Here is an 18,060-nt window from a genome sequence, read left to right on the forward strand (position 1 = left end):
TTAAGAGACGCGGCCGAGGCGCTCGATGGCGCGCTTGTTCAGGTCTTCGGCGTCGTTCAGGAATTTGGACACGGACTGGTAGGTCCGCATGATGCTCATCATGTCGGTCAGCTCGGTGATCGACTCGACATTGGAGCGTTCGACATAGCCCTGGCGCACGACCGGATCGAAGGCCGGCTGGGGCTGGTTCTCAGGATCGTCGGCATTGGCGACCGTGTAGCGGCCATTGCCTTCCTTGGTCATCAGCGAGCGGTTGGGCGCTTCGAACACGCCGATGCGGCCGACGGCCTGGCCGTCCTGCATGATCACGCCGCCGTCGACGATGACGGTCTCGGTTGCGTTGGGATCGAGCAGGATCGGGGCGCGGGTATCGGCGTCAAGCACCGGGGCACCGTCAGAAGCGACCAGCTGGCCGTCGGCATCGGTGCGGAAGCGGCCGTCACGGGTATATTGTTCGGCGCCGTTGAAATCGACGGCGAAGAAGCCTTCGCCCTCGATCGCCACGTCGAACTGGCGGCCGGTGAAGTCGAGCGCGCCCTGGCTGAAATCGCGGCCCATGCCCCAGTTTGTCACGTACTGAAGTTCTGACGGTCCGTCGGCGTGTTCGGCGGTGCGGGCGGGCTGGTTCTCGAGAAGCAGCGACTCGACCTTGAAGCCGGCCGTGTTCGCGTTCGCGATGTTGTTGGCGATGACGTCCATGTCCCGGCGAAGGGTCATCTGGCGCGTCAGGCCGATCATGATTGCGTTGTCCATCGGGCGGTTTCCTTTCTGGATACCTGGTGTCGCCGTCGTATCGCAGCGATTGCCCGACAAGTTGCACGCAGCGTGCCAAGGTTAATTTTGTTGGTTATCAGCTACTTGGCCGGATCGCCTTGGGGGACAGGCCTGCCGGGTCCGGCAATCCTGTCCGGGCGGGTGGGAAGAAGTTGCCGGGGCGGGGGGAGCACTACGAAACGTTAACCGCAGTGACCGTTAATAGGGCCAGACGATTCCCCCGTTTGGAGCCCGCAATGGCCGACGAAGAAACAGAAACCGAAGACAGCGCCGAAGGCGAAGAGAAGGCCAAGAAGAGCCCTATAAAGCTCATTCTTTTCATTGGCTTGCCTGTGCTGATCCTGCTGCTCGCGGGTGTCGGCGGCTTCCTTCTGTTCTCCGGTGGCGGCGACGATGCGGCCGAGCATGCCGATTCGTCGCACGGCGAATCGGGCGGTGACGGCCATGGCGGCGATACGCATGCCGCGGCCGAACAGCATGCCGAACCGCATTATTTCGATCTGCGCGAGGGCGATGGCGAGGTGGAGACGATCACCACCAATATCCGCTCGACCGATGGCCGGCCGGTGCTGGTGCAGCTGAAACTTTCCTTCGAGTCCACCAATCCTGAGATGGAGAGCATTCTCCAGTCGCATGTGGACCCGATCATGGACCAGTTCATCATGTTCCTGCGCGAGCTGCGCGAGGACGATCTCTACGGGTCGGCGGGCATGCACCGCGTGCGGCTGGAATTACTGCGCCGGGTGAATCTGGCGATCGAGCCGGCCCAGGTGGATGCCGTGCTCATCCAGGAATTCCTGATTGTCGACTAACGCTTAACTGGACGGATACCGATGTCTGACGACTTGGATCAAGACGCGCTGGCCGCCGAATGGGAGGCGATGGCCGAGGACGGTGACGACCTCGACCTGGCTTCCGAATGGGAGGCGATGGTTGGCGGCGGCGACGATGACGACAACGACCTTCCGACGGTCGGTGGCGGTCCCGAGCGCATCCTCAACCAGGATGAAATCGACAGCCTGCTCGGCTTCTCGCTGACCGACGACGATGCTGCCGACAAGTCCGGCATCCGCGCGATCATCAATTCGGCGCTTGTAAGTTATGAGCGCCTGCCAATGCTCGAGATCGTCTTCGACCGCCTGGTGCGGCTGATGACGACCAGCCTGCGCAATTTCACCTCGGACAATGTCGAGGTGTCGCTGGATAATATTTCATCCATCCGTTTCGGCGACTATCTCAACTCGATCCCGCTGCCGGCGATCCTGGCCGTGTTCCGCGCCCAGCAGCTGGATAATTACGGCCTGCTGACGGTCGATTCCAATCTGATCTACTCGATCGTCGACGTGCTGCTCGGCGGCCGCCGCGGCACTTCGGCCATGCGGATCGAGGGCCGGCCCTACACCACGATCGAGCGCATGCTGGTTCAGCGCATGATCGAGGTCGTGCTGGGCGATGCCAAACAGGCTTTCCAGCCGCTCACGGAAGTCGATTTCGATCTGGAGCGCGTGGAGACCAATCCGCGCTTCGCCGCGATCGCACGTCCGGCCAATGCCGCCATCCTCGTGAAGCTTCGCATCGACATGGAAGATCGTGGCGGCCGCATCGAATTGCTGCTGCCCTATGCTACCCTGGAGCCGATCCGGAAGATGCTGCTGCAGCAGTTCATGGGCGAGAAGTTCGGCCGCGACAATATCTGGGAAGGCCACCTGGCTACCGAGCTGTGGTCGACGAATATGGAAGTCCAGGCTGTGCTGGACGAACAGCGGATGCCGCTGGGCAAGATCGCCAATCTGAAGGTCGGCGACACGCTTTTCCTCGACGCCACCCCGAACAGCGAGGTGGAGTTGCGTTGCGGTCAGGTACCGCTCACTCGCGGCCGTATGGGCCGTATCGGACATAGTGTTGCCCTGCGCCTGAGCGGACCGCTCTCGCCGGGGGCCAAGAAAGCGATGATGAGGTTCGCATGACGCTCGCAGCTCTGGTTTTCGAAGGCTTGGTGGCCGCGCTTCTCGTCGTTGCCGTCGTGATGTGCTGGCGTGTCGACCGTCGCCTGAATGCCCTGAAGAAGGGGCAGGATGGCGTGCAGGCGTCCGTGATCGCGCTTAATGAAGCGACGGATCGCGCCCGGGCCAGCCTGGCAGCCCTTGAACGCGCTACCAGCCAATCCGGTGACGTGCTGGAAACCCGCGTGGCCGAAGCCCGCAAGCTGGCCGACGAGCTTCGGCTGATCACCGGCGAGGCCGATCGCCGGGCGGACAGCCTGTCTGCGCGCCGTGCGCCGGCGCCGGGTCGCCGCCGCGCCAGCGAGATCTTTCCCGAAGGCGCCGGCTCGCGCGTCATCAACGATCTGAAGGATGTGAGATAGGTCATGCGCGAACCGGTTCGTCTGCTCGCTGTTCTCGCCGTCCTGATGGGCGGCCTGTTCGGCCTGAAAGCCCTGTCGGTCGCCAATGGCGCTGCCGACTGGTGGGAAGCTCATGCTGCCACGCTGCTCGTCGAAGAGGCGACGCCGCAGGAAAGCGGTGACGGCCATGCGGCCTCTGCCGGCGCGGACGCCGGACACGATGCCGAAGACGGTGAGCACGCGGCGCAAACGCCGTCCGAGCCGCCTGTTTCCGACACGGCCTTCCAGCCGGCCGGCGATGCGTCTGCCGCTTTCGCGGAACGCATTGCCAGCGGCATGCGCACGGCCGAAGAAGACCGCGTCTTCTATCGTCTGCGCGAACGCTCTGCCGAACTGGATCGCCGCGAGCAGGAAATGGAAACCCGCGAAGCGCTGATGCTTGCCATGGAACAGCGCGTCGATGGCAAGATCGACGAGCTCAATACGCTGCGTACGCAGATCCTGGAGCTCACCGACAGCCTCTCCGAACGCGAAGGCGAGGACATGCAGGTGATCGTCGACTGGTATGGTGCCATGGATCCGGGCGATGCCGCCGAGCGCATCGCCAGTCTCGACATGGACACCCAGATCCAGATCGCCTCGCGCATGTCCCAACGCAAGTTCGGTCCGATCCTGGCCGAGATGACGCCGGAAGCCGCCGCTGCCGTGACCCAGCGCATGGCCACCCGCAGCGATCTGCCAGATACCGTTGCGGAGCTGGAGGCCCGGCTTGCCGAAGGCGGCTAGACATATCGCCTATCTGACCGGCGGGCTGACCCTCGCCTTGCTCGGTTCGACAGCCCTGGCCCAGACGGCCGGGGCGTTTGTCGTCGAGCGCACGGGCGCGGGCGCACGCATCGTCATCGACTATGATGACGCGATCGCGAATGCGCGTCCGTCTGCCGCCGCTGACGTCGAACACACTGTCCTGATCGTTCGCCTCAGCGAGCCGCTGGAGGCGGATGTCGCGGGGCTGGCCGACCAGCTTGGCAATCTGGCGGCCCGTGCGCGTCTGGATCGCGATGGCTCGACTCTGCGTATCGCCCTCAACCAGACTGCCGACGCTCATGTGTCGTCGAGCTATGACCAGGTGGCGATCGACATCGTCCCCGTCGGCGCGCCGGCGCCTGCACCCATCGTGTCCCCGCGCGAGGCGCGCGAGCGCGAAGAGGCGCGCCTGGCTGCCGAGCGCGCGGCCAATCCGCCGCCCGTGCCGCTGGTCGACGCACTGCCCGTGCAATACCGCGTCGGGCAGGCGACCGAGTACACGCGGATCGAGTTTCTCTGGCCCCGCGAGGTCGGTTTTGAACTCGCGCAGACTGGCAATACCGCAACCATCCGCTTCGACGTCCCGGCCGATATCGAGCTGGGCCGTCTGCGTGGCTCACCGCCGCGCTTCCTGGAAAATGTTAGCGGCGAGCGCGATGTGAACGAGTGGGTTCTCACGCTCGAGGTGATGGACGATGTCCAGGTGCGGGCCTGGAATGAGGGTGGCCGCGTCGTCGTCGATCTGCCCGATCCGGACGTGGCAAGCGCGGCAGCCCTGCTGGCCCAGCTCGGAGATCTGACCGCTGAAGCGGGCGCTGAGCCTGAACCGGAAGAAACGGCTCCTGAAGAGCGTGCCGATACGGTCGCGGCCGCCGGTGCCGTTGAAACGCCGGCTCGCGGTCCCGCACAGCTGCAGCCGCAAACGGCGGCGGCCGAACCGCAGCCGGCAGAGACCGAACCGGTTGCCGAGACCCAATACGCTTCGGCCGACGCCCCGATTGTCGCTGAAGGCGGCGACCCCGTGCCGGCCGATGGCCGGGTGCGCGCGAATGTCTCCGAGTTCAACGGCGATCTGCGGGTCGAGTTCGACTGGGCTGCCCCGCTGGGCGCGGCCGTTTTCCGCCGTGGCGAGGCGGTCTGGGTCGTGTTCGACGCCGCTGCCGATATCGACCTGCGCGAGATGGAAATGGCCAATCGCCGCCATGTGCGCGACTACACCGCTGTGCGCGGTGCGGATTGGTCAGCTGCACGCATCGCCGTGCCTTCAACCTCGCAGGCCGAGGCGCGGATTGATGGCGCCCGCTGGACGGTGGTGTTCTCCGAACGGATCGACTCGCCGCCGCGTCCGATCAATGTCCGCCGCGATGCCCGCCGCACCCGGCCGGGCCGGATCCTGATGGATATTGCCGATCCGCGTGCCATCCGCTGGATCGAGGATCCCGTCGTGGGAGACCGGATCGGCGTTGTGACGGCCGGAGCCCCGGTGCAGGGCCTGACCGCCCGCCGCGACTTTGTCGGCGGTGCGCTGTTGCCCAGCGCCCAGGGCGGTGCCGTGGAAGCCATTGCCGAGGATATCGAGATCAGCCTCATCACATCGGGCGTCGCGATCAGCCGCCCGGAAGGGCTCAACCTGTCGCCGGCGTCGGAAGCCGGTGCGGCGGGGGCGGAAAGCTCGGTCCTCGCGAATATTTCCTCGCCGGCTCTGGTCTATTTCGACGCCTGGGATGGTGACGGGTATTTCCGCCGTGACTGGAATGCGCGTCTGCGCCGTGCGGCGCTGGAAGAGGGCACGGACGGCAAGGTCGCGCTGGCCCGCTTCCTTCTGGCCAACGAGCTGGCACCGGAAGCGCTGGGCATGCTGGACCTTGCAATCCAGCAGGATGCCGCACTGGCCAACGATCCCCATGTGCGCTCGCTGCAGGGTGTCGCCAGTTACATGATGGACCGGCTGACGGACGCCCAGACCTATTTCTCTCACCCTGCGCTCGCCGTTGATCCGGCAGCCGATCTCTGGCGCGCGATGACGGCCGTTGGCGAGGAACGCTGGGCCGATGCCCGCCGCCGCTTCGCGTCAGGCGACAGTACGATCTATTATTATCCGCCGGTCTGGCAGTCGCGTTTCCTGGTGGCGCACGCCCGGGCCGCGATGGAATTGCGCGACTATGCAGCCGCCCAGGATCTTCTCTATCAGGCCGAGGCCGGTGAGCCGGACGCCCGGACACGCCGCGAGGCACAATATATCCAGGCGCGCCTCGCCGAGGCAGACGGTCAGGTCGAGCAGGCGATCGCGCTGCTGCAGGATCTGTCGGATTCCGGCGATGCGCAGATGGAAGCCAAGGCGCTGTCCGATCTTTATCGCCTGCAGCTGGCCGCGGGGCAGATCACCCGCACCGAGGCGATCGACGCGCTGGAAAACCTGCGCTTCCGCTGGCGCGGTGATACGATCGAACTGGATACCGTCCGGGCACTCGGCGAACTCTATGTCAGCGCCGGCGAATATGCGCGCGGGCTGGAAACGATGGACACCGCCCAGGCGCGCTTCCCGGATACTGAAGCCGGCCGCCGGATCGGTGAGGACATGGATGCGATCTTCCGCCGTCTCTTCCTCGATGGTGAAGCGGACCGTATGGATCCAGTCGAGTCTGTCGCCATCTTCTACGAATACCAGCACCTCGTGCCGATCGGCGCCGATGGCGACCGCATGGTGCGCCGCCTGGCCGAACGGCTGATCGCCTTCGACCTGCTCGATCCGGCCTCCGAACTGCTGCAGCACCAGGTGGAATACCGCCTGCGCGAGCCGCTCGCCCGGGCCCGCGTCGCGACCGATCTGGCGGTCGTCTATCTGATGGACCGGCGTTATGAGGATGCGATCAATGCCTTGCGGGCGTCCCGCATCGCCGGTCTGTCCGAAGAATTGCGCAATGAGCGCTACCTGCTCGAGGCCCGCGCCTATTCCGAGCTGGGCCGCCACGAGCAGGCCCTGGAACTGATCGCCTCCGACCGCTCCGGTCCCGCCAACCGGCTGCGCGCCGACATCGCCTGGACCCAGCGCGACTGGCCGATGGCCGGCCGGCGGCTGGAGGCCCTGCTGAGCAACCGCTTTGCCAATACCGAGCCGCTGGATGCGTCCGAAGAGGCCGATGTCATGCGTGCGGCGATCGCCTATTCCCTGGCCCGCGACACCGAAGCCGCCGTGCGGCTGGGCGAGCGCTATGGCGATGCCATGGCCGGGTCAGAACAGGCCGCAGCGTTCGAGCTTCTGACCGATGAAAGCGCGCCGGCGGGCAATGCCCGCTTCTCCGATCTCGCCACGCGGATCGCCAGTATCGATACGCTGGACGCCTTCATGGAGCCTTTCCGCGACCGCTTCACCAATAGCGGCGGACCGAGCTAGAGCTGCGCGCGAGCAGCACTGAAGCACCGCCTCACAGAGAAATGGCTGCCATTTCCGGACGCGCTGGAGATGATGGCGTTTGGGTCTTGGCGGTTGCCGATACCCGGTCAGCCACCGCCTATCGTCCCGAAGCTCTGCATCAGCGAGCCGGTGACGAGGCGCCAGCCGTCGATCAGGACGAAGAAGATCAGCTTGAAGGGCAGCGAGATCACGATCGGTGGCAGCATCATCATGCCCATCGACATGAGGATGGAGGAGACGACGAGGTCGATGATCAGGAAGGGGATGAAGAGCAGGAAGCCGATCTCGAAAGCGCGGCGCAGTTCGGAAATCATGAACGCAGGCGCGACGATCCAGAAAGAGGTGGCTTCCGGCGTATCGGGCAGAGGCTGTTCCGACATCTCGATGAACAGCGCCAGATCGTCCTCACGCGTATGGGCCAGCATGAAGGTCTTCAGCGGAGCGGTCGACAGGCCGAAGGCCTCGGTCAGCTCGATCTCGTCTTCCATCAGAGGCTGGATGCCCTGTTCGTAGGACTGGGTGAAGACCGGCGCCATGATGAAGCCGGTCAGGAAGATCGCCAGCGAGACGAGGACGGCGTTCGGCGGGCTCTGTTGCAGGCCCAGCCCGGTGCGCAGCAACGACAGCACGACGATGATCCGCACGAAACTCGTCGTCATGATGATGATAGACGGTGCCAGCGAGAGGACGGTGAGCAGGGCAATGAGCTGCAGCACGCGCTCGGTCAGATCGCCTTCGGTGCCGGTATCGATCGTGATGCTTTGCGCCTCGGCGCCCGCACCCAGCAGGGTGATGATGCCCAGGACGAAAAGCGCGGCGCAGACCCAGAAGCCCTTTTTCATGCCGCATCCTCCGTCTCGATGTCGGGTGTCCGGGGCGCGGCGGCCGGCCGGCTGGCCAGCACGGTTTCCGCTTCTGTGCCCAGAAGGACCACATGTTCGGTGTCGTCCGCCTGCACGATCACCACGCGGCGACGCGGGTCGATCACCAGGGTTTCCTTGAGGCTCAGCCGGCGCTCCATGCCGGTGCCGAAGCCGCGCAGGCCGGTCATGCCCTGCAGGATCCAGCCGCGGCGCACGGCATAGCCGAACAGGCCGAGCCCGCCCACGAGCACGGCCAGAACCGAGACGGCGAAGAAGTAGTGGGTCCAGTTGACGATGTCGCTCATCGGGCCATTGCCTCATAAGAGATTACCCGCTTGTCCGGTGATGCGGTTAAGTGCGCGTTAACTGTGACGGCCCACCTTCGTTAACGGTAGAAAAGGGGATTCGCGGATGCGGCCCGACGACGTGTCAGTGCTGGCACTTCTTCGACAGTCGATGAGCTTCAACACCGAGCGCCAGCGGGTGATCTCGGAGAATGTGGCCAATGCAAACACGCCCGGCTACACCGCGAAGGATCTCGACGAGAGCGAATTCAATCGCGCGGTACAGCGCCAGATGCGAGGCCACGAGGCCGGCAATGGCCCGTCGCGCGTGCGCATGCTGACCAGCGAGGCCGGGCACATGTCCGGTTCTGCCGGCGGTTCGGCATCGCGCAATTGGGGAACGACCGACGCGCCGGACTCCGAGACCACGGTCAACGGCAATTCGGTCGTGCTGGAAGAACAGATGGTGCGGGCCCAGGAAACGCGCATGCAGTACGAGAGCGCGCTGACCCTGTACCAGAAGAGCCTGGGGTTGATCCGTATGGCGATCAAGCCGGCCGGGCGCTAATCGAGGAGCTAGAGGATGAGCGACGCATCTGACGCCATGTCGATTTCCGCTGCCGGCCTGCGGGCCCAGGCAGCGCGCATGCGCATCATCTCGGAAAACCTGGCCAACGCCGATTCCACGGCGCGCGAGCCGGGTGGCGATCCCTATCGCCGCCAGATCCCGGTCTTTGAGGCCGAGCTGGATCGCGTAACGGGGCTGAACCATGTCCGCATGAATGATGTCGCCTACGACCAGACCGAATTCACGCTGGAATTCGATCCGGGCCATCCGGCAGCGGACGAAGCCGGCTATGTGCGCACCTCCAATGTCGAGACCCTGATCGAGATGATGGATATGCGCGAGGCGATGCGCTCCTACGAAGCCAATCTGAACATGATCGAAAACAGCCGGCGCATGCAGGAGCGTACGCTGGACCTGCTGCGCCGCTAGAACCGCGCGCGCCGCTCTCAGAATGAGGATGTGAGCCCATGGCTGCCGATCTTTCCGCCGTCCAGGCCTATCAGGCCGCGGTCCGTGCCGCCCAGCAATCGGTGGGTGGAGCCAAGGAAGCCGAAGCGGCACCGTCGCTCGACTTCGGCAATATGGTCTCCTCGGCCATTGCCGATACGTCCGGCGCCCTGGCCAATGCCGAACAGATGACCGCCGCTGCCGCCGCCGGCGAAGCCGAGCTGCTGGACGTGGTCACGGCCGTGTCCGCCGCCGAGATCTCGCTGGAGACCGTCGTCGCCGTGCGCGACGAGGTGGTTCGCGCCTACCAGGAAATCCTGCGCATGCCGATCTGACTTCGGTTTGCTATCCCGATAGAAAAGGCCTCCCGGCTAGCCGGGAGGCCTTTTTGGTTCCGATGCCGAAGCAGCCTATTCCGCCGCTTGTGTCTCCGCGATCCAGTTGTTCACGCGCTCTTCCAGCACGGCCAGGGGCATGGCGCCCTGGGTCAGGACAACATCGTGGAAGTCACGAATGTCATAGGCCTCGCCAAGGGCCTCCTCGGCCACGCCGCGCAGGCGCAGGATTTCCAGCATGCCGACCTTGTAGGCATTGGCCTGGCCCGGATAGACGATGTAGCGGTCGATCGCATTGCGCACATCGCCTTCCGGATTGGGCGTGTTCTCCAGCAGGTAGTCGACCGCGTCCTGGCGCGTCCACTGGTGATAGTGCAGGCCGGTATCGACCACGAGACGGCAGGCGCGCCACAACTCCATCGCCAGGCGGCCGAAGTCGGAATAGGGGTCGGAATAGAAGCCGAATTCCTTGGGCAGGTATTCGGTGTAGAGCCCCCAGCCTTCGGTATAGGCGGTGTAGCCGCCAAAGCGACGGAAGGCCGGCACGCCGTCCAGTTCCTGCATGATGGCCAGCTGCATGTGGTGGCCCGGAATGCCTTCGTGATAGGCCAGCGCTTCCATCTGGTAGGTCGGCATGTCGGCCATGTCGCGCAGATTGGCGTAGTAGACGCCGGGGCGCGTGCCGTTCGGAGCCGGGCGCTGGTAGAAGGCCTTGCCCGCGGCGTTTTCGCGGAAAGGCTCGACGCGGCGCACGTCCAGTTCGGCTTCCGGGAAGGTATTGAACATCTGGGGCAGGGTCTCGCGCATCGTGTCGATCAGCGCGGTGGCATCGGCGAGATAGTCAGCCCGGCCTTCATCCGTGTTGGGATAGTAGAACTGCTCGTCTGTGCGCATGAAATCGAAGAAGTCGGCCAGTGAGCCTTCGAACTCCACCTGATCCATGATGGCGCGCATCTCGCCATGGATCCGCTCGACCTCGGCGAGGCCGAGCTGGTGGATCTCCTCGGCCGACAGATCCATCGTCGTGTAATTGTTCAGGAGGTAGTTGTAGAACTCGCCGCCATCGGGGTGTTTCCACACACCGTCATCGTCGCTGGCGACTTCTGCCTGCTCTTCGAACAGGGTGATGATCCGCTGATAGGCGGGTTCGACGACGGATGTCAGGGCCGCCTCGGCTTCGGCAATGAGGCGATCTTTCTCGGCTTGGTCGATGTCCAGCGCCTCGACCTTGCCGCGGAAGTCGGCCATCAGCGGGCTGTCCTCGCCGCTGTCATCGAAGGGTGCGCCGGTGATGACATTGCGCGCCGTGGCGATCATCGGGTCATAGGTCCAGCGCGGGGTGAGAACGCCCAGCTCGGCCGAGCGGCGCGAATTCGCGATATTCTGGTCGAGATACTCACCCATGCCTTCCAGCCGCGCGACATAGGCTTCCGCGTCGGAAAGCGTGTCCACCCGGTGATTATTGATCAGGAAGGTGGGCGTGTTCATGTGCGGGCCCGAACGCGGCGTGAAGGTGTAGCCGTGGTCGCGCCAGCGCCAGCCGGCTTCACTGCGCTCGGCATCGTATTCGAACAGGCGCCAGGAGAGTTGTGCGCTCTCGTCCAGCGCATCGAAATCGAAATTCTCGCGCATATGGGCGAGATTGGCCTGGCCGATCTCGTAGCCCTCCGCCTCGAATTCCGGAGAGGCATCATTCCAGCGATCATAATCCGTCTTGCGGCCAAGATAGGTCTGGTACATCGGGCTGCGGGCCAGGTTCGCCTCGAACACCTCGTTGAACCAGGCGTTCAGACGCTCGCTTTCGGTCTCGACTGCATCGGCAGTCTGCGAGGTCTCGTTCGCGGCTTCAGCGCCTGCGGCGCCGGTCTCCGGCTGGCTGGTCCCGGCCGGCGCCTGTCCGGCGGCGGAATGATCCTCGGCGGGTTGCGAACAGGCAGCCAGCAGGGCCAGCGCCGACGCCCCGGCCAGCCAGGTCATTGCGGTCTTTGTCATAACATTTCCCCTCACTCTTGGCTGTCGCCGCGCTTCCCGGCGACATAATCATTGACCAGCTCGGTCAGCACCGGCAGCGGCAGCGACCCGTTGGTCAGCACGACATCGTGGAATTCGCCCCAGTCGAAAGCCTCGCCCAGCTCTTCGCGGGCATAGTCGCGCAGGTCGCGAATGCGCATCTGGCCGATCTTGTAGGAGGTCGCCTGGCCCGGCCAGACGATATAGCGCTCGACCTCGCGGACGATCTCTTCTTCGGTGAAGGAGGTATTGGCCGTCAGATACTCGATGGCATCCTCGCGCGACCATTGCAGAGAGTGGATGCCCGTATCGACCACGAGGCGTCCGGCGCGCCAGAGTTCGTAGGCGAGGCGGCCGAAGTCCTGATAGGGATCGGTGAACAGACCCATCTCCTTGCCCAGGCTCTCGGCGTAGAGTGCCCAGCCCTCGCCGAAGGCCGACAGATAGAGCAGGCGCTGGAACATTGGTGTGCCTTCACGCTCCTGGGCCAGGGCCAGCTGGAAGTGGTGGCCGGGAATGCCCTCGTGATAGGCCAGAGTTTCCATCTGGTAGGTCGGCAGGTTCCGCATGTTCAGCGTGTTGGCGTAGTAGATACCGGGGCGGGAGCCGTCGAGCGCCGGTGAGTTGTAGAAGGCCGTCGGCGAGCCGGCAGCCCGGAAGGCCTCGACTTCGCGGACGATCATCGGCGCTTCCGGCATGGTGTCGAAGTAGTCCGGCAGCACAGTGCGCACGCGATCGAAAATGGCATTGGCGCCGGCGATATATTCGGCGCGGCCCTCATCTGTGTTCGGCAGGTAGAATTGCTCGTCGGTGCGCATGAATTCGAAGAAGTCCTGCAGCGAGCCTTCGAATTCCACCTGATCCATGATGGCGCGCATCTCGCCATGGATGCGGTCGATCTCGGCGAGGCCGATATCATGGACTTCCTGGGGCGACAGGTCGGGCAGGGTCGTGAAGCTGGCCAGCTGGCTTTCGTAATAGGCTTGGCCGCGCGGCAGTTTCCAGGCGCCGTCGCGCGTATCCGTCATCGCGGCATGACGCTCGAACATGTCGATCAGGCGGCCATAGGCCAGGCCGACCGAGCTTTCCAGAGCCTCGGTCGCGCGGGCGATGAGATCGTCCTTTGCCTCCTGGTCGATATCCAGCGCCTCCACCTTGCCGCGGAAGTCAGCCAGCAGCGGGCTTTCGCTGCCGCTGTCGTCAAAGGGCGCGCCGGTGATCAGGGCTTGTGTGTTGCCGATGAGGTAGTCGAAGGCGAAGCGCGGTGGCATGACGCCGGCCTCGGCGCGTTCGTCGGCGCGCACGATCAGCATGTCGAGAACCGGGCCAAGCCCCTCAAGCCGTCGGATGTAAGCTTCAGCGTGATCGGCGTTTTCGACCCGGTGCTGGCTGATCAGCAGGGTCGGCATGCCGGTGTGCGGGCCGAACATCTGGGTGAAGACATAGTTCTGGTCGCGGAATTCATACTGCCGGATGCCGGTTTCCTGCAGGTATTCGAAAACGCGATAGGAGACGCGGGCATCCGTATCGAGCGCGTCATAGTCGAAACTGTCGCGCATATAGGCCAGGCGGTCGACGCGGCGTTGCTGGTCGGCTGCTGCGGCCTCGTCGGTCACCGCGTCCCAGCGGCCATAGGCGTCCAGATTGCTGATCCGGCCGAGCTGGGTCTGGGTTTGAGGCGAACGGACAAGATCGGCCTCGAAAAGCTCGTCGAACCAGGCATACAGGCGTTCGCTCTCGCTTTGCTCGGCCTGGGCGGCGCGGGCCGCCTCAACGGCGGCGCCGGACAGCTCGTTCTGCGGTGTGGCGCTGTCCTCGGGTTGCGAGCAGGCCGCCAGCAGGGCGACAAGCGAGACAGCAAGCGGTGTGCGGATCGAATATCTCATGTCGGTCTCCCCAGACCGGCGGCGGCTGGGTCGCAGGCCGACGCCGTTATCCGAATTGGCTGCGATCAAACAGACGACAGCCGCTGCGCCGGCAGCGGCTGACCCCTGTCACGTCCTGTCCGGCAGGATAGCCCCGTGTGGCCCCCGCCTGTCAAACGCGGTTCGTCTATTCGGCAGGCTGGTTCGCCGCGATATAGTCGTCGACCAGCTGTTCCAGCAGGGTGAGCGGGACCGAGCCGTTCGTCAGGACGACATCGTGGAACTCGCCCATGTCGAACTCGTCGCCCAGGGCGTCCATGGCCCGCTGGCGCAATTCCAGGATGGTCAGCATGCCGACCTTGTAGGACACCGCCTGGCCCGGCCAGACCATGTAGCGGCGCACTTCATTGCGGATATCGCCTTCCGGGAAGGGCGTGTTCTCGATCATGTAGTCGATCGCATCCTGCTCGCTCCACTCCATGGAGTGGATGCCGGTGTCCACCACCAGGCGGGCAGCGCGGAAGACCTCGTAGGAGAGACGGCCGAAATCCTGATAGGGATCGGTGAAGCCGCCCATCGTCTTTCCGAGGTTCTCTGCATAGAGGGCCCAACCTTCGGAGAAGGCCGAGTAGCCTTGCAGCCGCTGGAACATCGGTACGCCTTCCAGCTCCTGGGCAAGGGCGATCTGGAAGTGGTGGCCCGGCGCGCCCTCGTGATAGGACAGGGTCTCGATCAGATAGTTCGGGTTTTCGCGCATGTGGGCGAGATTGACGTAGTAGGCACCCGGGCGGGAGCCGTCGAGCGCGCCGGATTCGTAGAAGGCACCGGTGGCCGTCTCGATGCGGTATTGCTCGACGGCGCGGACTTCCAGATCCGCTGCCGGCAGCGTGTTGAAGTATTGCGGTGCAATCTCCATCACGTGATCGACATAGGCGGTGGCCTGGTCGAGATACTGCTGACGGCCTTCGTCGGAGTCCGCGTAGTAGAACTGGTCGTCGGTACGCAGGTGGACGAAGAAATCCTGCAGCGAGCCTTCAAAGCCGACCTCTTCCATGATGGCGCGCATCTCGTCGTGGATGCGGATGACCTCATCCAGACCGGTCTGGTGGATGTCGGCGGCGGAAAGGTCGGTGCGCGTAGTGTAGTTATTCAGCTGGCTGCGATAGAAGCTCTCGCCTTCCGGAAGCGCCCAAGCACCCTGATTGCGGCCGTCGGCCATCTCGCCATGACGCTCCATGGTCTCGACCAGAGCCGTGTAGGCGGGGCCGACTTCGGACGTCAGGGCCGTTTCGGCTTCGGCGATCAGGCGGTCCTTCTCGGCCTGGTCGATGTCCAGTGCCTCGACCTTGCTGCGGAAGTCGGCCATCAGCGGGCTGTCCTCGCCACTGTCGTCGAAGGGCGCGCCGGTGATGAAGCGCCGGGCGGCAGTGACCACGATCGGATAGGCAAAAGCCGGGGCCAGGACGCCGTCCTGCGCGCGGGCATCGGCCTGGGCCGTATAGGTCTCGATCACGTCGCCCAGACCGTTTAGGCGGCTGATATAGGCCTCGGCATGCTCGATCGTGTCGACCCGATGATAGCCGATCAGGATGGTCGGAAGCTGGGTGTGGGGCCCGAAGAACTGGGTGAAGATATAGCCGTGATCCCAGAACTCGCCCTGCTGGGCGTTGTTCGCCGCGATGAATTCGGCGAAGCGCCAGGCGACCTGGCCCTCATGGGTGAGGGCGTCATAGTCGAAATTCTCGCGCATGTAGCGGGTGCGGGCCGCCTCGCGGGACCGGGTGTCACGGAAGGCCTCTTCCGACACGTCGTCCCATTCACCATAGGCCTCCATGTCGTCGATCATGCCCAGATAGGTCTTGAACAGGGGCGAGCGGTTCAGCTCTTCCTGGAACTGCTCATCGAACCAGGCAAAGAGGCGCTCGGTTTCGGTCTGCTCGCTGGCGGCGGCCTGTTCGGCGGCTTGCGTGTCCGGTACAGCGGTTTCGGTTGTCATCGTGTCGGACGGTGCCGCGGTTTCCGCGGTGTCGTCAGTGGGTGCGCACGCGGCCAGGAGGGCCAGGCAGGACGTGCCGATCACAAAGCTGCGAAGACGCATAATGGATAACTCCCCGATTAAGCTGAATTGACTCTTTCTTAACGCGCGGCGCGCATTCGTAAACATAATTAACCGTAAAACCGATTCTCCCCGCAGAAGGTGAGGCGAGACGTGACCGGACCGGAAGTCCTTGATTTTGCACGCGAAGCGATCTGGCTGATGCTGGCCATGTCGGCTCCGATCATGCTGGTCGGACTGGCTGTTGGTGTCACCATTGCCCTGTTCCAGGCGCTGACCCAGGTGCAGGAAATGACACTGGTCTTCGTGCCCAAAATCATCGCCATCTTCATTGCGCTGCTGATCTTCCTGCCGCTGATGGGCGGTCTGATGTCCGGCTTCATGACGGTGATCTTCGACCGGATCGCCACGCCATGATACCGCAGGCGCCGGAACTCGTCTTCGCAGGCGGTCTCGTCTTTGCGCGGATCGGTGCGATCCTGATGCTGATGCCGGGGTTCGGCGAGCCAAGCATTCCGATGCGCATCCGTCTGTCCTTTGCGCTGCTGGTCTGTGTGGTGCTTGGCCCTTTGATCGCGCCGCGCCTGCCTGCGCTGCCGGAGCAGCCGCTGATGCTGGCCGGACTGGTGATGGGCGAAGTGATCACGGGGCTGATGATCGGTGCCGTGGCGCGCATTTTCATGTCGGCGGCCGCGGTGGCGGGCCAGGTGATCGGCATGCAGTCGGGCCTCGCGATGGCGCAGAGTTTCGACCCGTCGCAGGGTCAGCAGGGCGCGCTGGTCGCGACCTTCCTCAATCTCACCTTCCTGCTGCTGCTCTTCGCGACCAACACCCATCACCTGCTGCTGGCGATGATGGTGAATTCCTACGATGTGTTCGATGCGGGGCAGATGCCGTCGATGGCCGATGGCGCGCAGTGGGCGCTCAACGCCTTCATCGATGCCTTCAATATCGGCGTCCAGCTGGCCGCGCCTCTGATCGTGTTCGGTCTGACTTTCTACCTGGCCCTCGGCGTGCTCTCGCGCTTGATGCCCCAGGCGCAGATCTTTTTCATCGCCATGCCGTCGAATATCATCGTCGGCCTGTTCATTCTCACCATCTCCCTCGGGGCGATGAGTGCTGTCTGGCTGGAGCGCATGCAGCGCTTCGCGACGGACATGAATTAGGGAGGCTGGCGTGGCAGAAGGCGAAGACGACAGCCAGAAAACAGAAGAGCCGACACAGCGGCGCCTCGATGATGCCCGCGAGAAAGGCGATGTCGCCAAATCCCAGGAAATCCCGGGCTGGTTCGTGCTGGCCTCCGGCCTGGCCTTGATCAGTTTTGCCTTTCCACCCATGGCGCGTGCGCTTGCGTCAGACATGCAGGTTTTCTTCGCCGAGCCACATAATTTCGACGTCGATCCCAATGCCGTCATGCGGATGATGCGCGATACGGCCTGGCATGTGACAGGGCTTGTCGGACTGCCGATCGCCTTGCTGGCGGTCGCCGGTTTTGCCGGTCACTACGTCCAGCAGGGCATGCTGTTCACCACCGAGAAGATCCAGCCCAAGCTGGACAAGCTGAACCCGATCGAGGGCTTCAAGCGTAATTTCGGACCCCAGGGCATCGCCAACTTTCTAAAGGGTATCGGCAAGATGGCCCTGGTCGCGGCGGCCGCTTTCCTGGTGCTTTATCCCAAGCGCGAAATGCTGGCCGGACTGCCTGCTCTCGACATCGCTTCTGTGCTGGCCATCGTTCGCCAGTCGGCGATCGAGCTGATGCTGGCCGCTCTGATCGTCTACGCGATCATTGCCGCGCTGGACTACATGTTCCAGCGTCAGAGCTTCATGAAGCGTAACCGCATGTCCAAGCGTGAGATCAAGGACGAGCTGAAGCAGTCCGAAGGCGATCCCATGGTGCGCGCCAAGCTGCGCCAGATCCGCCAGGAACGCTCACAGCGCCGCATGATGGCGCAGGTGCCGGACGCGACGGTGATCGTTACCAACCCGACCCACTATGCCATCGCGCTTAAATACGAACAGGGTGTGACCCCGGCACCGATCTGTGTCGCCAAGGGTGTCGATGCCGTGGCCCTGCGGATCCGCGAACTGGCCAACGAGCATTCCATTCCCATCGTCGAGGATCCGCCTCTGGCGCGCGCGCTGCACGCGACAGCCGATCTCGATACGGAAATCCCCGCCGAGCACTTCCAGGCCGTGGCCAAGGTGATCGGTTATGTTCTCTCGCTCGCACAGGGACGCCGCGCACGCTATCGTCCGAGCGAGTCGACCGACTAGGCTTACGCCTTCCAC

The 18,060-nt window shown here is 64.0% G+C and carries 17 protein-coding genes; 11 read left to right on the plus strand and 6 right to left on the minus strand.

Annotation, left to right across the window (positions count from 1 at the left end; all coding sequences use genetic code 11):
* The gene (gene flgF, locus ACXAJV_RS05825; RefSeq protein ID WP_475082964.1) at nt 1-753 is read right to left on the minus strand and encodes a flagellar basal-body rod protein FlgF; all 753 of its coding nucleotides are present in this window, start codon (nt 751-753) and stop codon (nt 1-3) included.
* Between the two features lie 257 nt (nt 754-1,010).
* Here flgF and ACXAJV_RS05830 point away from each other — a divergent pair, with 257 nt between their 5' ends.
* From ACXAJV_RS05830 to ACXAJV_RS05850, 5 genes are all read left to right on the plus strand, one after another.
* Nucleotides 1,011-1,586: a flagellar basal body-associated FliL family protein gene (locus ACXAJV_RS05830; protein ID WP_475082966.1), complete on the plus strand. Its 576-nt coding sequence runs from the start codon at nt 1,011-1,013 to the stop codon at nt 1,584-1,586.
* Nucleotides 1,587-1,655: 69 nt separating this feature from the next.
* The gene (gene fliM / locus ACXAJV_RS05835; protein WP_475083294.1) at nt 1,656-2,741 is read left to right on the plus strand and encodes a flagellar motor switch protein FliM; all 1,086 of its coding nucleotides are present in this window, start codon (nt 1,656-1,658) and stop codon (nt 2,739-2,741) included.
* Entirely contained in the window at nt 2,738-3,139 is a 402-nt protein-coding gene (locus tag ACXAJV_RS05840) for a DUF6468 domain-containing protein (protein WP_475082968.1), read from the plus strand. The genes fliM and ACXAJV_RS05840 overlap by 4 nt, the downstream gene beginning before the upstream one ends.
* Before the next feature lie 3 nt (nt 3,140-3,142).
* A complete protein-coding gene (locus tag ACXAJV_RS05845) occupies nt 3,143-3,904 on the plus strand; it encodes a MotE family protein (RefSeq protein WP_475082971.1) in 762 nt (253 codons plus the stop codon).
* Complete coding sequence (locus ACXAJV_RS05850; RefSeq protein ID WP_475082973.1) at nt 3,888-7,319, plus strand: tetratricopeptide repeat protein; 3,432 nt, start codon at nt 3,888-3,890, stop codon at nt 7,317-7,319. The genes ACXAJV_RS05845 and ACXAJV_RS05850 overlap by 17 nt, the downstream gene beginning before the upstream one ends.
* Nucleotides 7,320-7,426: 107 nt before the next feature.
* Here ACXAJV_RS05850 and fliP read toward each other — a convergent pair whose 3' ends face one another.
* On the minus strand, nt 7,427-8,182 hold the full coding sequence (gene fliP / locus ACXAJV_RS05855; protein WP_475082976.1) for a flagellar type III secretion system pore protein FliP: 756 nt from the start codon (nt 8,180-8,182) through the stop codon (nt 7,427-7,429).
* Nucleotides 8,179-8,508 carry a flagellar biosynthetic protein FliO gene (locus tag ACXAJV_RS05860; protein WP_475082978.1) on the minus strand — a complete coding sequence of 110 codons (330 nt, stop codon included), beginning with the start codon at nt 8,506-8,508 and terminating at the stop codon, nt 8,179-8,181. Before ACXAJV_RS05860 ends, fliP begins: the two co-directional genes overlap by 4 nt.
* 106 nt (nt 8,509-8,614) lie before the next feature.
* On the opposite strand from ACXAJV_RS05860, the gene flgB reads away from it, so the two are divergent.
* Genes flgB through fliE form a run of 3 tightly spaced genes read left to right on the plus strand, consistent with a single transcriptional unit; the run spans nt 8,615 to nt 9,837 of the window.
* On the plus strand, nt 8,615-9,055 hold the full coding sequence (gene flgB, locus ACXAJV_RS05865) for a flagellar basal body rod protein FlgB (RefSeq protein WP_348507140.1): 441 nt from the start codon (nt 8,615-8,617) through the stop codon (nt 9,053-9,055).
* Nucleotides 9,056-9,070: 15 nt separating this feature from the next.
* Entirely contained in the window at nt 9,071-9,484 is a 414-nt protein-coding gene (flgC, locus tag ACXAJV_RS05870) for a flagellar basal body rod protein FlgC (RefSeq protein WP_475082982.1), read from the plus strand.
* A 38-nt stretch (nt 9,485-9,522) separates the two neighbouring features.
* Nucleotides 9,523-9,837, plus strand: coding sequence for a flagellar hook-basal body complex protein FliE (gene fliE / locus ACXAJV_RS05875; RefSeq protein WP_475082984.1), 315 nt, complete (start codon nt 9,523-9,525; stop codon nt 9,835-9,837).
* 75 nt (nt 9,838-9,912) lie between these two features.
* Here the strand turns inward: fliE and ACXAJV_RS05880 are convergent, their stop codons facing one another.
* The 3 genes from ACXAJV_RS05880 to ACXAJV_RS05890 all read right to left on the minus strand — a co-directional run bounded on the left by ACXAJV_RS05880 (nt 9,913) and on the right by ACXAJV_RS05890 (nt 15,810).
* A complete protein-coding gene (locus ACXAJV_RS05880) occupies nt 9,913-11,829 on the minus strand; it encodes a DUF885 domain-containing protein (protein WP_475082986.1) in 1,917 nt (638 codons plus the stop codon).
* Nucleotides 11,830-11,840: 11 nt separating this feature from the next.
* Nucleotides 11,841-13,733, minus strand: coding sequence for a DUF885 domain-containing protein (locus ACXAJV_RS05885; protein ID WP_475082988.1), 1,893 nt, complete (start codon nt 13,731-13,733; stop codon nt 11,841-11,843).
* A 166-nt stretch (nt 13,734-13,899) separates the two neighbouring features.
* Entirely contained in the window at nt 13,900-15,810 is a 1,911-nt protein-coding gene (locus ACXAJV_RS05890; protein ID WP_475082991.1) for a DUF885 domain-containing protein, read from the minus strand.
* Nucleotides 15,811-15,921: 111 nt separating this feature from the next.
* Here ACXAJV_RS05890 and fliQ point away from each other — a divergent pair, with 111 nt between their 5' ends.
* From fliQ to flhB, 3 genes are read left to right on the plus strand one after another with little or no spacing between them, the layout of a single operon-like run.
* Nucleotides 15,922-16,185, plus strand: a complete 264-nt coding sequence (gene fliQ, locus ACXAJV_RS05895) for a flagellar biosynthesis protein FliQ (protein ID WP_475082993.1) — start codon at nt 15,922-15,924, stop codon at nt 16,183-16,185.
* Nucleotides 16,182-16,934 (plus strand): flagellar biosynthetic protein FliR, encoded by a 753-nt coding sequence (gene fliR, locus ACXAJV_RS05900; protein ID WP_475082994.1) that lies wholly within the window; start codon nt 16,182-16,184, stop codon nt 16,932-16,934. Before fliQ ends, fliR begins: the two co-directional genes overlap by 4 nt.
* Before the next feature lie 10 nt (nt 16,935-16,944).
* Nucleotides 16,945-18,045: a flagellar biosynthesis protein FlhB gene (flhB, locus tag ACXAJV_RS05905; protein WP_475082995.1), complete on the plus strand. Its 1,101-nt coding sequence runs from the start codon at nt 16,945-16,947 to the stop codon at nt 18,043-18,045.
* Nucleotides 18,046-18,060: the final 15 nt, after the last annotated feature.

This window comes from Maricaulis sp. ABE4_448 (genome assembly GCF_056160825.1).